Source organism: Streptomyces sp. SID13031, assembly GCF_010548305.1.
Taxonomy (GTDB): Bacteria; Actinomycetota; Actinomycetes; order Propionibacteriales; family Kribbellaceae; genus Kribbella.
This window is the reverse complement of sequence record NZ_JAAGLV010000003.1, coordinates 386,688-400,427: the sequence shown is the minus strand read 5'-3', so window position 1 is coordinate 400,427 and position 13,740 is coordinate 386,688. Positions and strand designations below refer to the sequence as shown.

Genomic DNA, 13,740 nt, shown 5'->3' with positions numbered 1-13,740 from the left:
CCGCTCTAGAGCGTGCCCGGGGACGTACTCTGGTGACATGTCACTGACGCGTAGTCCTCTGCTGGACCTCCCGGGCGCGGTCGAGGCCGGTGGACTGGATGCCGGGGTCGCCGCTCACTATGGCTCTGACCTGCGCGAACAGCGGGCCCTGGTCGCCGGCAAGGGCTTCGTCGACCTCTCGCACCGCGACGTGGTCACCATCAGCGGACCGGACCGGCTCACCTGGCTGCACGCCATCACCTCCCAGTACTTCGAGGGGCTACGGCCGGGCACGTCGACCACGGCGCTGCTGCTGTCACCGACCGGCCACGTCGAGCACGCCATGTACGGCATCGACGACGGCGAGACGTTCTGGCTGCACACCGAGCCAGGCGCCGCTGCCGCCCTGGTCGAGTGGCTCCAGAAGATGGTCTTCATGTCGCGGGTGGAGATCACCGACGTGACCGCCGACTACGCCATCGTCTGGCGCCCGGGCACAGCACCTGCGGAAGGTCTGACTCGTACCGGTGCGGACTCAATGGGCGGACATGAAGTCTTCCTCCCCAGACAAGAACTCAGTGCGCTTGAAGGCCCTGCCGCGGGCGTCTGGGCGTACGAGGCTCTGCGGATCGAGGCGGGTGCACCGCGGCTCGGGCTGGACATGGACGAGCGCGCGATCCCCAACGAGCTCGGCTGGCTCGGCGTCGGCGTTCACCTGGACAAGGGTTGCTACCGCGGCCAGGAGACGGTCGCGCGGGTGCACAACCTCGGCCGGCCGCCGCGCCGGCTCGTCCGGTTGCATCTGGACGGCTCGGTGGATCACCTGCCCGAGCACGGGTACGCCGTACGGGTGGGGGACAAGCAGGTCGGCTTCATCGGGTCGGCGGCGCGGCACCACGAGTACGGGCCGATCGCGCTGGCACTGATCAAGCGCAACGTCGACCCCGAGGCCGTCCTCGAGGTCGTCGCCGAGGACCAGCCGACGGTCACGGCCACCCAGGAGCTGCTCGTCGACCCCGAGGTCGGCCTGCACGTCCGCGCCCGGCTGTGAACATTGTGAGCCGAATCATCCGCTACTAGGGTTTTTGCTCCTGACCTGAGAGCCGTACAGTTTCAGCCGTGACCGAACCTGTGATCCTGGCCGATGTCGTCCGCAGCGGATTCGTCGAGGGCCACCACCGTGGCTCCGTCGTGGTGACCGCGCCCGATGGTTCCGTCGAGTGGTCGGCCGGTGTGATCGACCAGCCGATGTTCCCCCGCTCGTCGAACAAGCCGATGCAGGCGCTCGGCATGCTCCGCAACGGCCTCGACCTGGACGGCGAGTTGCTCGCACTCGCCGGTGCGTCGCACTCCGGCGAAGCGTTCCACCTGGATGGCGTACGCCGGATCCTGGCCGGTGCCGGTCTCGACGAGTCGGCGCTGCGCACGCCCCCGGCGTACCCGATCGACGACCAGGCCCGCGACGAGTGGGTCCGGGCCGGCCACGGCCTCGACCCGATCACGATGAACTGCTCCGGCAAACACGCCGCCATGCTCGCCACCTGCGTGGCCAGCAACTGGCCCTTCCATGACGACGCGCGAGCGAAAAGCCCCGACGGCGTCTGGGGTCACGACGACTACCGCTCCCCGGAACACCCGCTGCAGAAGGCGATTCGTACCGCCGTAGAGGACTCGGCTGCAGAGAAGGTCTCGTACGTCGCGGTAGACGGCTGCGGCGCTCCCATCCTCGCCATCACCCTGGCCGGCCTCGCCCGCTCCTTCGGCCTCTTCGCCTCCGCCGCCTCCGACACCCTCGAAGGCCGGGTAGCCAACGCCTTCCGCGAACACCCCGACTACGCCAGCGGCAGCCGCCGAGACGAGTCAGCCCTCATGCGCGCCATCCCGGGCCTCTTCTGCAAGGCCGGCGCCGAATCCGTCTACGCAGTAGGCCTGGCAGACGGCCGGGGCCTAGCCGTGAAAATCGACGACGGCACCCCCCGCGCCCGCGCGGTCGTTATGGCCGCAACTCTCCAAAGATTAGGCATGACCCACGAAATCCTCGACCAGCAACAACACTCCCCCCTCTACGGCGGCGGCATCCGGGTCGGCTCCGTCCAACCCCACCCAGCCGCCTTCGCTTAGTTCGGAACTGCTTACGAGTTCGCCGCCGCCTCAGTTCGCAGTACTGCGAGGAACTCGGAGAACTCCGGGCCGAGCAAGGCCGACTCCCGCAGTGCAGCGTACTGACGGCGGTACAGCTCGACATCCTGCGGGCGAGAGACAGTCAGGTAGGCGTGGATGGTCTCGACTTGAACGAACGGCGCACCCTCGTCGACGTCTTCGTTGAGGGTGAAGCCGTGCCAAGGGATGGCGGACACTTCGGTGTCGATCGGGATGACCCCGATGGTCACGTTGCTCAAGGTGGCGAGGCTGGCGATGCGGTCGAGTTGGGCGACCAGCATGTCGTGGGGCCCGGGACGCCACCGCAGAGCCGCTTCGGTGACGATGAACTCGAAGGTGTGCTCCTGGTCGTACAGAATCTGCTGCCGGTCGAGCCGGCGCTGCACCGCGGCCGCGTAGTCCTGATCCCCGGTCAAGTCCGACGCTGCGAACACGAGTCGCGCGTACTCGGCTGTCTGTAGCAACCCCGGCGCCATCGTGGGCAGGAAGGTCAGTTGAGTCCTGACGGTCAGCTCGCGTTCGTGGGTCTGTTGCTGCATCTCGGCGAAGCTGGCCGCCTGCATGAACTCGTGCCAGCCGTCCGTCTCGTTCAGTGCTGCTTCAGTGCCAGCGGTCAGCTCTTCCAGACGGTCGATCGCCGCGGACTGCTCGAGCCACCGAGTCAATTCAGGGAGAGAGGCAAGTGCATCGCCTCGCTCGATGCGGCTGACCCTGGACTGACTCATTCCGGCCCGTACGGCGAGCTGCCGCCCGCTGACGCCGGCCATGACGCGCAGCCGACGCAACTCGGCGCCGAGATGCTGTCGTGGAGTTCTGGGTGATCCTGCTGAGGCACTCACGCTGGGCCGGCAACCGCCCTTCCGGAAGCTAGGTAGATGTTCAGGCCAACCGCGTGCTGATTGACGATGTCCCGTTCGTGGCGGCACCGCTCCAGTACGGCGGAGTCGACGGTGTGATCGAAGCCTACGAAATGACCGTCGTCGTCATAGTGCATAAGTACTGCGTACGCCGTCGGCGAGTCGGCGTCGAACAGCCAGAAGTCCTCACCGAGCCCGGACAACGCGGGATCGGCAGCCCGATCCGCGATGCCGATCCCCTCGCCGGCCGCCTGCGACTCGACATAACTCTCCAGCTCGTACCGCAGGTACTCCGACAGCGGGTGGTCTACGACGTGGATCCGCTGCCAGTCCTTGCCGGCGACTGTCGTCGTGGCGATCCGGGCCAGCCACGGCTCCGTACGTACCGAACGCTCGGGCCGGGCCGTCCCTTCGCGAAACGCCTTGAGCCCGGGGTCCTCGTCCTCCACCGCATAGCTCTGCAGGGTCTCGAGCCGGAACACCTCGGTCTCGAAGCGGTCGAAGTGCGAATCGAATTCCTCGAAGTTCACGCTGTGACCTCGGCCTGCACCTTTCGCGCATACTCGAGCAGCAGTTCACGCGGTACCAGTACGACGGTCTCGTGCGCGGGCATCTGACTCAACTGAGCCAATGCATCGGTGTCGATCAGCTCTGCCCCCTGGATCGCCACCAGCGAGCCGTCATCGGTGTCGAAAACGTTGGGGCACGGGCCGTTGCTGCAGGTGCCGGCTTTGTGGGTGAGTCGCATCTCGCCTCCAATTAGTCAAAATGAGTCAAGGCCTCAACGGTCGCAGAGTCTGATGGCAGGAGTCAACCATCTGTGACGATTTGACTTCGTTTAGCCACGTAGAGCATTCTCGAACGAGAGTGAGTCAAAATGAGTCACTCGATGGATCGATGGGAGTTGTCAGATGAGCGTGTTCCCCGTGCGGCCGCTCGTTCTCGGGTTCGTTCGGGTCGATGGAGTGTCGGGGCGGCTCGAGACCGCGCTCACCGGTCAGTTGGCATCTTGGGCGCAGTGTGAGGGGTACCTCCTTGGCGTGACCTACCGAGAACTACAGGGCAACGGCGCCTTCGAGTCATTGCTAGAGGCAATCACCAGGCATGACCCGGTCGGCGTCGTAGTACCGAGCTTCGAGCATCTCGGTCCTGCTCCTGAAGCCCGTGTGGCAACTATTCGGGAGTGCGGTGGGGCGATTGTGCACGCGGTCGGTCCGACGTCTGGTCGCAGGTCCGTTCACAAGCAAGGAGAGTGCAGATGACTACTACGCAGGTTCCGTTCGGTGCACGAGTGCAGTTCAGGCCTTATCAGGTCACGTTGGAGGGTGGGTCATTCCGGTATGACGTGGAGCGGCAGGTCAACGTGATGACCGATGGGACGCTGCTGTGCGAGCAACGGCTGCCGCAGAGTTGCACGGGGACGAACTGGGACAGCAAGCCTGACGACACCGCCGATCCCTACCTGCTGGTCGGCTGAGAATGGCTCAGGAGCCTCGTGTTCTGGTCGTCGCTCAGGATCTCGATCCGGCGGCCGACCTGCTGGTCGAGGAGTTCGCTCAGCGGGACGTTGCGGTGATGCGCTTCGACCTCGCGGCGTTCCCGCAAAGGATTCGGCTTGTCGCCCGGCATGATGGATCCTGGCAAGGCGTGCTGTCGGACGGCCGCCGGTCTGCACGCCTGGAACATGTTGGCGCGGTGTTGTGGCGCGACCCCTGCCCGCCCGTGGTTGCTGACACTGTCGGCGCGCCGTATGGCGCTTGGGCCAGGCAGGAAGCCGTCGCTGGACTGGTCGGGATCCTGCAGGCGGTCGGTGCGGTGTGGATGAATCCGCCGGAGAACAACCACCTGGCCTCCCGCAAGGCAGTTCAGTTGCCTGCGGCGTCGGCTTGTGGATTGCGTGTCCCGCAAAGCCTGATCACCAACGACCTCGATGCTGCGAATGCCTTCGCGTCCGGGTTCGAGCAGGTGATCTGCAAGCCGCTGGCGGGTGCCCAGCTCCAGCATGCCGAGGGCCATCGCACTGCTGTTCCCACACATCTGATCCAGGCGGACGATCTCGATGAATCGATCACCTTGACGGCTCACTATCTGCAGGAGTGGATCCCGAAACGTCACGAGGTCAGGCTCATCGTGGTCGGCGACAAGTTCTTCCCCGCTGTCATCCACGCCGGCAGCGTCGCGGCAGGGATCGACTGGCGGACCGACTATGACGCACTCACCTATGACGTCACGACCGTGCCGGACCAGGTGCGTCGTTCCGTCGCGGCGTGGATGCGGCGGTTCGGGCTGACCTTTGGCGCATTCGACTTCGCTGTCACACCGGACGGCGAGTGGGTGATGTTCGAATGCAACCCGGCCGGTCAGTGGGGCTGGATCCAGGACCGTACCGATCTGCCGATCAGCGCGGCGATCGCCGAGCAGCTCATTGAAGGAATCAGATGACCCTCGACGACGACAGCCGGTTCGGGCGGTACCTGAATACGCTGGTGGACAAGCTCGTGGTCGCCGGAGTGCTGCGGTCGACCAGGTGGCGAGCGGCGTTCGCGGCGACGCCGCGGCACATCTTCGTTCCACGGTTCTTCCATCCGGATCCCATGACGGGTGAGCTACGCCGGACGACCTCGCAAGACGCTGACTGGCTGGAGGTTGTCTATTCGGATCAGCCGCTGGCGACGCAGTTCAACGGCAAGCCGGGTGACACCAGTGGTATCCCGACCTCCTCCTCAACGGCGCCGAGTCTCATGGTCACCATGCTCGAGTTGCTCGATCTCCACCCTCGGGACACCGTGCTGGAGATCGGTACCGGAACCGGCTACAACGCGGCCCTGCTCAGCGCCTATCTCGGTGACTGCAACGTCACCACGGTCGACGTCGACGGCGCTTTGACCGGCCCGGCACGCGAGCGGCTCGCCGAATTGGATCTCCACCCCACGGTCGTCACCGCCGACGGGGCTGCCGGACATCCCGGCAGGGCGCCGTACGACCGAATCATCGCGACGTGCGCCGTACGGCGTATCCCGACGGCGTGGCTCGAACAGACCAAGGCTGGCGGCAAGATCCTCGTCACTGTCGAAACCAGCCTGCACGGTTACGGACTCGCGCTGCTAACCGTCGATGACGAGCGTCGGGTCAGCGGTTGCATTCTGCCTGATGCTGCCTCGTTCATGCCGATGCGCTCGCAGGCAGACCCACTCTTCAGAGAGTTGAGGGCAGTTGCTCTGCCGCGAAAGGACCAGCTTCTCACCACGGCCATTCGAGCCGAGGATCTCGAATCCAACGAGGCACGCTTCGCTGTCGGACTCCAGCTACCCGATGTCGCCGCGTTCGGGATGCAGTCCACTGAAGGGCGGGGACTTTACCTCGCACACCGTGCGGACGGCTCCTGGGCACATCTTCAGCCCGACCAGACGGTATGTATCGGTGGCCCGACCGATCTGTGGCGTCAGCTTGAAGGCGCTTACCTCGCTTGGGTTGAGGCCGGCCATCCGGCACCGCATCAACTCTCTGTGTCCTTCAGCCTGTTCCAGCAACAGTTGGTGCCGACAGTTCGTCAGACAAACTGATCCTTCGTGCCTGGCCAGCCCGAACAATATATTAATTCTCCTCCTTCTTTTATGTATTAACTTTCAATTGGTTTTGTCTTTGCTTGTTCCTGGCTCCTTTTGTCGGTCCTGCCGTCCTGAGCTGTTGCGCTCTGTGAGCGGCCTCACGTTCAGTCTGCTTGCAATTGCAAGCACGTGCTAGCAGACTAGGCGCATGGCCAGATTGGGTGATCGTGCAGCGGGTGCTGTCGGTTCGGTGGGGGAGTATCTCGCCGAGCAGCGCCGGCACGCGCAGCTGTCGCTGCGGCAGTTGTCCGACCTGGCCGGTGTGTCGAACCCGTACTTGAGCCAGATCGAGCGTGGCCTGCGCAAACCGTCGGCCGATGTGCTGCAGCAGCTCGCGAAGGCGTTGCGGATCTCCGCGGAGACCCTGTACGTACGGGCCGGCATCCTCGATCCGGACGAGAGCCCGGACGGCACGCGGCGTACGCCGGGCGTGGTCGACGCGGTACTGCTCGACCCTGCGCTGAACGAGCGGCAGAAGCGCGTACTGCTCGATGTGTACGCCTCGTTCGTCCGTGAGAACACGACCGAAGGCTCTGAAGAGCCCACAACGGCACCCGCGCCGGCGAAGAAGCCCGCGGCGGCCAAAAAGACCCCTGCAACAAAACGCACCACCGTCTAGACCCCGCTGAAGAAAAAACCTCACGAGGAGATGCCTGATGGCAACCCGTACCCCCGTCACGCCCCTGTACGCGATCGCCGGCGCCGGCGACCTGGCCGTGGAGAAGTTCCGCGCGGTCAGCGACGACGTCACCACCCGGTTCGCGAAGCTGGACCAGAAGACCCTGCAGTCGTCCCTGCAGACCGAGCTGACCAAGCGTCAGGCCGAGCTGAGCGAGCGCCTCGAGACGCTCGTCGCCAACGCCAAGACGGTTCCGGCCACGCTGCGTGAGCTGCCGTCGGTCGCGCAGGCCGGGCTGACCACCGTGCTCGGCCAGGCCGAGGAGACCTACGAGGACCTGGCCGGCCGTGGCAAGGACCTGGTCACCCGGATCCGCAGCCAGAAGGCTACCGAGGACCTGGTCGCCCAGGCCAAGACCACGGTGAGCAAGGCCAAGGCCACCCGCACCACCGCGAAGAAGACCGCCGACACCGCGACGAGCAACGTCAAGGCGACCGCGACCAGCGCCCGCAAGACCGCGAAGAGCGCCACCAAGGCGGCCACCACGGCCGCCGAGAAGATCGGCGACTGAGAGTAGCCTGCCGGCTCTGCGTAGTACGGGTGGTCCCGATCCGAGGCACGACGGATCGTGGGCCACCCGTGCCTACGTTAGGCTCGTTGCATGCTCGCACTCGCCACGTTCCAGAACCTGTTTCCCGGGTTCGCTGATCCCATCAGCGTGATCTGGTGGGTAGTGCTCGGTCTGAAGCTGGTCGCGCTGGTCGATGCGGCCTTCCGCCCGCGCGCGGTGTTCGTCGCCGCCGACAAGCTGACCAAGCCCGGCTGGGTGCTGATCTTGTCGGCCTTCACGCTGTCGCAGATCTTCCAGGGCGGCTGGCTGAGCTTCTTCGGCCTGATCGGCATCGTCGCCGCCGGTGTCTACCTGGTGGACGCCCGTCCCGCACTCCGGGCGGCTTCCGGCCGGGGCCGCGGCGGCTGGGGTATCCGCCGCCGCCGGGGCCCGCGCCCGCTCTGAACCAGCTAGTACTACGACCGGTAGACGATCACCTTGTCGCCGACCTTCACCTGGTCGAACAGCACCTTGATCTTGGCCAGGTCGCGGACGTTGACGCAGCCGTGCGAGGCGCCGTTGTAGCCGCGGGCCGCGAAGTCCGACGAGTAGTGCACCGCCTGGCCGCCGCTGAAGAACATCGCGAACGGCATCTTCGAGTCGTACAGCTTGGAGACGTGGTCGCGGCTCTTCCAGCCGACCGTGAAGCCACCCTCGCGGGTCGCCGTCTTCTGGGCGCCGAACCGGACGTCCAGCTGCATCTTCACGACGCCGTCCACCACGTAGCGCAGTTTGCGGGTGGTCTTGTCGATGCACAGCGCGACGCCGGTCGCGCACCGCTGGTCGAGCTTCTTGCCGTTCACCACGGGCGCCGGCGGGTAGAGCTCGGCCTGGGTCGGCTCGTGGGTCGCCGCGGTCAGCTTGGTCCAGGTGTTCTGGTCGACGTACCCGATCGGGGGGATTCCCTTGGCGGTCTGGAACTTCTTCACCGCGGTCCGGGTCATCGTGCCGAAGGAGTTGTCCATCCACTGCTTGTCGAGCAGCTTGAGCTGCACGAGCCGCGCCTCGACCTTCAGCACCGCGACACCGCTGGAACCGTTGCTCCACAGGGCCTTCGGGTAGATCGGCAACTCGCCCTTGACCTCGAACGGCACGGTCTTGTCCTGCGAGGCCTTCTGCTGCGCCGTACTGACCTGCTGCTGCGTCTGCCCGGCCTGCTGCTTCGGGGCTGCTGAAGCGTTGACGACCACCGCCGTGACAGCAGTCCCGGCCAGCGCAGCGGCCGCAACAGCCGCCAGTACCTTGCGTGTCGTCAATCCACTACGAATCCAGCGCATCGCGAACCCCTCGAGTCGATCCGTCCCAGTACTAGTGGGACGCCCACACGGATCAGTTGGTTGGCATCGGGCGGACGCCGGCACCGGGGCGAAACCCGGCAACGCTCCAGCCTAAGTTGCAGACCGCAACCAGGTCACCTCTTGTGAGTAACTCGTGACCTGCCCCGACGCGAAGCGGCGGCCCACCCCCGAGAGGGTGAGCCGCCGCTGTGAAGAGTGTGGGTCAGGCGCTGTAGACCAGAACCTTGTCGCCGATCTTCACCTTGCTGAAGATGAGGGCGATCTTCTTCTTGTCGCGCATGTTCACGCAACCGTGCGAGGCGCCGTTGTAACCGCGGGCCTTGAAGTCCGACGAGTAGTGCACGGCCTGGCCGCCGACGAAGAACATCGCGTACGGCATCGGCGAGTGGTAGATCGACGAGACGTGGTTCTTCGACTTGCGGTAGACCTTGAAGGTGCCGTTCTTGGTGGGCGTGCGGGCCGCGCCGAAGCGGGCATCGCCCTCGGCGATCAGCTTGCCGTTGACGAAGAACATCACCTTGCGGGTCTTCTTGTTGATGCACAGGTAGCGACCCGACATGCACTGCAGGGCGACATGCCGGCGACCCGGGACGATGACCGTCTTCTTCGCCTTCGGCTTGGCCTTGGCGGTGGTGACGACGGTCTTGGGCGCAACCTTCGGTGCCGCCACGGTCTTGGCCGCCGGAGCGGCCGCCTGCGCCGTCGTCGCAGCGGTGAGGACCCCAGCTCCCAGCACCGCGACCGCCGTGGTGGTGGCGCCGAGCTTACGCAGAATGCTCATGTCTCTTTCCTTCCCCCAACGTATTTGCTTCCGATATGTCAGACGCCGCAGCCCGCCACCTGGTTGGTAATGATCCGGAAATTTCTCCCCGCCGGATCGCCTAACCAGGTGAACGGGCTACGTGGTCAAGCTTGTTGCTCAGGCCTTGTTCTTGCGGCCGAGCTTCGCGCGCTCGATCTGAGTCAGCGCGAGTTTACGGATCCGGATGGCGTCCGGGGTGACTTCGACACACTCGTCCTCGCGGCAGAATTCCAGCGACTGCTCGAGCGAGAGCTTCCGCGCCGGTACCAGCTTCTCGAACTCGTCCGCGTTGGACCGGACGTTGGTCATCTTCTTCTCACGGGTGATGTTCACGTCCATGTCGTCGGCGCGCGAGTTCTCGCCGACCACCATGCCCTCGTAGACATCGGTGCCGGGCTCGCAGAACATCGTGCCGCGCTCCTGCAGGTTCACCATCGCGTACGACGTCGTGACGCCGGTACGGTCCGAGACCAGCGAGCCGGACGGGCGGGTACGCAGCTCGCCGAACCAGAGCTCGTAGCCCTCGAACACGTGGTGCGCGATCCCGGTACCGCGGGTGTCGGTGAGGAACTCGGTCCGGAAGCCGATCAGGCCACGCGCCGGGACCAGGAACTCCATCCGGACCCAGCCGGTGCCGTGGTTGGTCATCTGCTCCATCCGGCCCTTGCGGACCGCGAGCAGCTGGGTGACGGTGCCGAGGTACTCCTCGGGGCAGTCGATGGTCAGGCGCTCGACCGGCTCGTGCCGCTTGCCGTCGATCTCGCGGGTGACCACCTGCGGCTTGCCGACGGTCAGCTCGTAGCCCTCGCGGCGCATCTGCTCGACCAGGATGGCCAGCGCCAGCTCACCACGGCCCTGCACCTCCCAGGTGTCGGGACGCTCGGTCGGCAGCACCTTGATCGACACGTTGCCGACGAGTTCGCGGTCGAGCCGGTCCTTCACCAGCCGCGCGGTGACCTTGGTGCCCTTGACCCGGCCGGCCAGCGGCGAGCTGTTGGTTCCGATGGTCATCGAGATGGCCGGCTCGTCCACCGTGATGAACGGCAGCGCCACCGGGTTCTCCGCGTCGGCCAGGGTGTCGCCGATCATGATCTCCGGGATGCCGGCGATCGCGACGATGTCACCGGGGCCGGCCGACTCGCCGGGGACGCGCTCGAGCGCCTCGGTGATCAGCAGTTCGGTGATCTTGACCTTCTGGATGGTGCCGTCGTGCTTGCACCAGGCGACCTGCGAGCCCTTCTTCAGGGTGCCTTCGTGCACCCGGACCAGGGCGAGGCGGCCGAGGAACGGCGAGGCGTCGAGGTTGGTGACGTGCGCCTGCAGCGGCGCGCCCTCGGTGTACTCCGGGGCCGGCACGTTCGCCAGGATCGTCTCGAACAGCGGCTCGAGGTCCTCGGAGTCGGGCATCCCGCCGTCGGCCGGCTGGGTCAGCGAGGCGCGACCGGCGCGGGCCGAGGCGTAGACGACCGGGAAGTCCAGCGCGGACTGGTCGGCGTCGTGGTCGAGCAGGTCCAGGAAGAGCTCGTACGTCTCGTCGACGACCTCGGAGATCCGGGCGTCGGGACGGTCGACCTTGTTCACCACGAGGATCACCGGCATGTTGCGCGCCAGTGCCTTCCGCAGTACGAACCGGGTCTGCGGCAGCGGGCCCTCGGAAGCGTCGACCAGCAAGACGATCGCGTCGACCATCGACAGGCCGCGCTCGACCTCACCACCGAAGTCGGCGTGGCCGGGGGTGTCGATGATGTTCAGCGTCATCTGCTCGCCGTTGGCCATCTTGTGCCGGACGGCGGTGTTCTTGGCGAGGATCGTGATGCCCTTCTCACGCTCCAGGTCACCCGAGTCCATCGCTCGTTCGTCGACGTGCTGGTGGGCTCCGAAGGCACCGGACTGCCACAGCATCGCGTCGACCAGGGTGGTCTTCCCGTGGTCGACGTGGGCCACGATGGCCACGTTGCGCAGATCATTACGGAGGGGCATGCGGAAGCGCTCCAAGCAAGTCGGATTGAGGTCAGGCGGTGGCTACGGCGGGTTCCCTGTGTCGGATTCCGTCAGGGGCCACTGCGAGACGCAGTGCGCAGCCATCTCATCCTACCTGTCACCCGGGGTAGCGCCGAATCCGGTTGAGCCTTTGACATTCGTTCGCTGGACGTACAGTCTATATCTGGGCGCCTGGGGAGGGGTCCACCTCGGGGGGTCGAGTCACCGGGGGCCGAGTGACCCGTGGGGGGTGGACTCGGCTCCCGAGGCTCCGGCCAAGGGAAAGAGAACTTGCCACGATCGGCCAGTACGAACCGTGAGCTCCGCGAAAAGTCGCGGGAGCGCATCCTCGGCGCTGCCCTCGAGGTGTTCGCCGAGAAGGGCTACGAGGCCGCCTCGATCTCGGATGTGACCCAGCGTGCCGAGGTGTCCCGCGGCCTGGTCACCTACTACTTCGCCAGCAAGCAGCTACTCGCCGCCGAACTCCTGGACCGCTGGCTGGACGGCATCGGCGCGATCCTCACCCTGCAAGGCACCGCGAACGAAAAGCTCGCCGGCATCATCGACGGCACCCTGATGGCCGCGGCCACCACACTCCCGACCCAGCGCCTCGCCATCACCCTGATGATGCAACCCACCACCCACGACGTCTTCGCCGCCGTGGAGCAGGCCAAGGCAGCAAGGGTGGTCGAGATCGAGGACGCCATCCGCGCGATCTTCACCGCCCGCGGCGCCACCGACCCAGCCGTCGAGGAGATGTTGCTCAGAGCAACACTCGAAGGCGTCACAGTGAAACTGGCGATCTACCCGGAGACTTTCCCGGTAGAAGCAGTACGCCGCCGCCTGCACGCGTCGTACGAGCTGCCGGTGCCAGCCACGCCACTGCCGATCGCCTCACCACCGGTCGACCGTCTCCGCGCCAGATGACAGCACGGAGCAGGGGTTTGCGGCCGATCTGTTGCCAGAGGTTGTGGATGACGGATTGGACACGCCGCCGAGAGTGGATCAATATGTCGCACGGTTAGATAGATCGTGTAACACTTTCATCCATGAAGGAGGTCGAGAAGGCGTTGCCGAACACGTTCACCACGCGGACGGCCGCGGGCCTCGGCGTGCATTCGCGCGACCTTTACGCCTGGCGGGACGACGGCCGGATCGTGGAGCTTTCCAGAGGTGTTTTCCGTCGCGCGGACGCGCCGGCGGCCACCTATCCCGACCTGCTGGCGGTCGCCCACCGCTCGCCTGGCGCCGTCACCTGCTGTATCTCGGCCGCGGCAGTCCATGACCTGACCGACGAACTGCCTGTGGCGGTCCAGATCGCTGTGCCCAGGCGGTCCAGGACACCGCGGATCGAGTATCCGCCCACGACGGCTTTCCGCTTCGACGAGGACACCTTCAAACTCGGGCTGTCCCAGATCGAGGCAGCACCCGGTGAATCGGTGCGTGTCTACAGCCCGACCCGCACCGTGGTCGATCTGATGCGCCTTCGGGGCCGGTTGGGTGAGCCGTTGGCATACTCGGTCCTCCAGCGGTACCTGCGTTCACGGGCGGCCAAGCCCGGGCTGCTCCTGGACTTCGCGGGAAAGCTGGATGTCTACGGTCCGGTCCGGCGGGCTCTCGACGTCGCGAGCGCCGAGTGAGCCGCCCGACGAGGCAGAGCCAAGGTGGTCGCGTCTACCTCGATCTGCAGAACCGGGCGCGCCGCGAGAAGCGGGGGACCCAGGAACTCCTCACCTTGTACGTGGTCGAACGCTGGCTTGCCCGGCTCGCCAGGTCGGAGTACGTCGAAGACTTCGTCCTGAAGGGCGGGATGTTGCTGGCAGCGTT

General features: G+C 65.8%; 16 protein-coding genes. 10 read left to right on the top strand and 6 right to left on the bottom strand.

What is annotated here, in order from left to right:
• Positions 1 to 37: 37 nt before the first annotated feature.
• Both G3I17_RS09265 and G3I17_RS09260 read left to right on the top strand, forming a co-directional pair.
• The gene (locus tag G3I17_RS09265; protein ID WP_164595515.1) at positions 38 to 1,030 is read left to right on the top strand and encodes a folate-binding protein YgfZ; all 993 of its coding nucleotides are present in this window, start codon (positions 38 to 40) and stop codon (positions 1,028 to 1,030) included.
• A 68-nt stretch (positions 1,031 to 1,098) separates the two neighbouring features.
• The gene (locus G3I17_RS09260; protein WP_164595514.1) at positions 1,099 to 2,100 is read left to right on the top strand and encodes an asparaginase; all 1,002 of its coding nucleotides are present in this window, start codon (positions 1,099 to 1,101) and stop codon (positions 2,098 to 2,100) included.
• Positions 2,101 to 2,111: 11 nt separating this feature from the next.
• Here G3I17_RS09260 and G3I17_RS09255 read toward each other — a convergent pair whose 3' ends face one another.
• From G3I17_RS09255 to G3I17_RS09245, 3 genes are read right to left on the bottom strand one after another with little or no spacing between them, the layout of a single operon-like run.
• Complete coding sequence (locus tag G3I17_RS09255) at positions 2,112 to 2,978, bottom strand: Scr1 family TA system antitoxin-like transcriptional regulator (protein WP_343238245.1); 867 nt, start codon at positions 2,976 to 2,978, stop codon at positions 2,112 to 2,114.
• Positions 2,975 to 3,526 (bottom strand): DUF6879 family protein, encoded by a 552-nt coding sequence (locus G3I17_RS09250; RefSeq protein ID WP_164595512.1) that lies wholly within the window; start codon positions 3,524 to 3,526, stop codon positions 2,975 to 2,977. Before G3I17_RS09250 ends, G3I17_RS09255 begins: the two co-directional genes overlap by 4 nt.
• Complete coding sequence (locus G3I17_RS09245) at positions 3,523 to 3,744, bottom strand: hypothetical protein (protein ID WP_164595511.1); 222 nt, start codon at positions 3,742 to 3,744, stop codon at positions 3,523 to 3,525. The genes G3I17_RS09250 and G3I17_RS09245 overlap by 4 nt, the downstream gene beginning before the upstream one ends.
• 510 nt (positions 3,745 to 4,254) lie before the next feature.
• Here G3I17_RS09245 and tgmA point away from each other — a divergent pair.
• The 6 genes from tgmA (at position 4,255) to G3I17_RS09215 (ending at position 8,238) form a co-directional block, all read left to right on the top strand.
• A complete protein-coding gene (tgmA, locus tag G3I17_RS09240) occupies positions 4,255 to 4,473 on the top strand; it encodes a putative ATP-grasp-modified RiPP (RefSeq protein WP_164595510.1) in 219 nt (72 codons plus the stop codon).
• A gap of 2 nt (positions 4,474 to 4,475) precedes the next feature.
• Positions 4,476 to 5,438, top strand: a complete 963-nt coding sequence (gene tgmB / locus G3I17_RS09235) for an ATP-grasp ribosomal peptide maturase (protein WP_164595509.1) — start codon at positions 4,476 to 4,478, stop codon at positions 5,436 to 5,438.
• Positions 5,435 to 6,559, top strand: a complete 1,125-nt coding sequence (locus G3I17_RS09230) for a methyltransferase domain-containing protein (protein WP_164595508.1) — start codon at positions 5,435 to 5,437, stop codon at positions 6,557 to 6,559. The genes tgmB and G3I17_RS09230 overlap by 4 nt, the downstream gene beginning before the upstream one ends.
• 193 nt (positions 6,560 to 6,752) lie before the next feature.
• Entirely contained in the window at positions 6,753 to 7,223 is a 471-nt protein-coding gene (locus G3I17_RS09225) for a helix-turn-helix transcriptional regulator (protein WP_164595507.1), read from the top strand.
• Positions 7,224 to 7,260: 37 nt separating this feature from the next.
• Positions 7,261 to 7,794, top strand: coding sequence for a hypothetical protein (locus G3I17_RS09220; RefSeq protein WP_164595506.1), 534 nt, complete (start codon positions 7,261 to 7,263; stop codon positions 7,792 to 7,794).
• 90 nt (positions 7,795 to 7,884) lie between these two features.
• Entirely contained in the window at positions 7,885 to 8,238 is a 354-nt protein-coding gene (locus tag G3I17_RS09215) for a DUF2516 family protein (protein ID WP_164595505.1), read from the top strand.
• Between the two features lie 11 nt (positions 8,239 to 8,249).
• Here the strand turns inward: G3I17_RS09215 and G3I17_RS09210 are convergent, their stop codons facing one another.
• From G3I17_RS09210 to typA, 3 genes are all read right to left on the bottom strand, one after another.
• The gene (locus tag G3I17_RS09210; protein WP_164595504.1) at positions 8,250 to 9,110 is read right to left on the bottom strand and encodes a L,D-transpeptidase family protein; all 861 of its coding nucleotides are present in this window, start codon (positions 9,108 to 9,110) and stop codon (positions 8,250 to 8,252) included.
• A gap of 223 nt (positions 9,111 to 9,333) precedes the next feature.
• A complete protein-coding gene (locus G3I17_RS09205) occupies positions 9,334 to 9,912 on the bottom strand; it encodes a L,D-transpeptidase (RefSeq protein WP_164595503.1) in 579 nt (192 codons plus the stop codon).
• A 138-nt stretch (positions 9,913 to 10,050) separates the two neighbouring features.
• Entirely contained in the window at positions 10,051 to 11,913 is a 1,863-nt protein-coding gene (gene typA / locus G3I17_RS09200; protein ID WP_164595502.1) for a translational GTPase TypA, read from the bottom strand.
• A gap of 291 nt (positions 11,914 to 12,204) precedes the next feature.
• Between typA and G3I17_RS09195 the strand changes: the two genes are divergently transcribed.
• Both G3I17_RS09195 and G3I17_RS09190 read left to right on the top strand, forming a co-directional pair.
• Complete coding sequence (locus tag G3I17_RS09195; RefSeq protein WP_164595501.1) at positions 12,205 to 12,840, top strand: TetR/AcrR family transcriptional regulator; 636 nt, start codon at positions 12,205 to 12,207, stop codon at positions 12,838 to 12,840.
• A 122-nt stretch (positions 12,841 to 12,962) separates the two neighbouring features.
• Entirely contained in the window at positions 12,963 to 13,553 is a 591-nt protein-coding gene (locus G3I17_RS09190; protein ID WP_164595500.1) for a type IV toxin-antitoxin system AbiEi family antitoxin domain-containing protein, read from the top strand.
• Positions 13,554 to 13,740 lie beyond the last annotated feature (187 nt).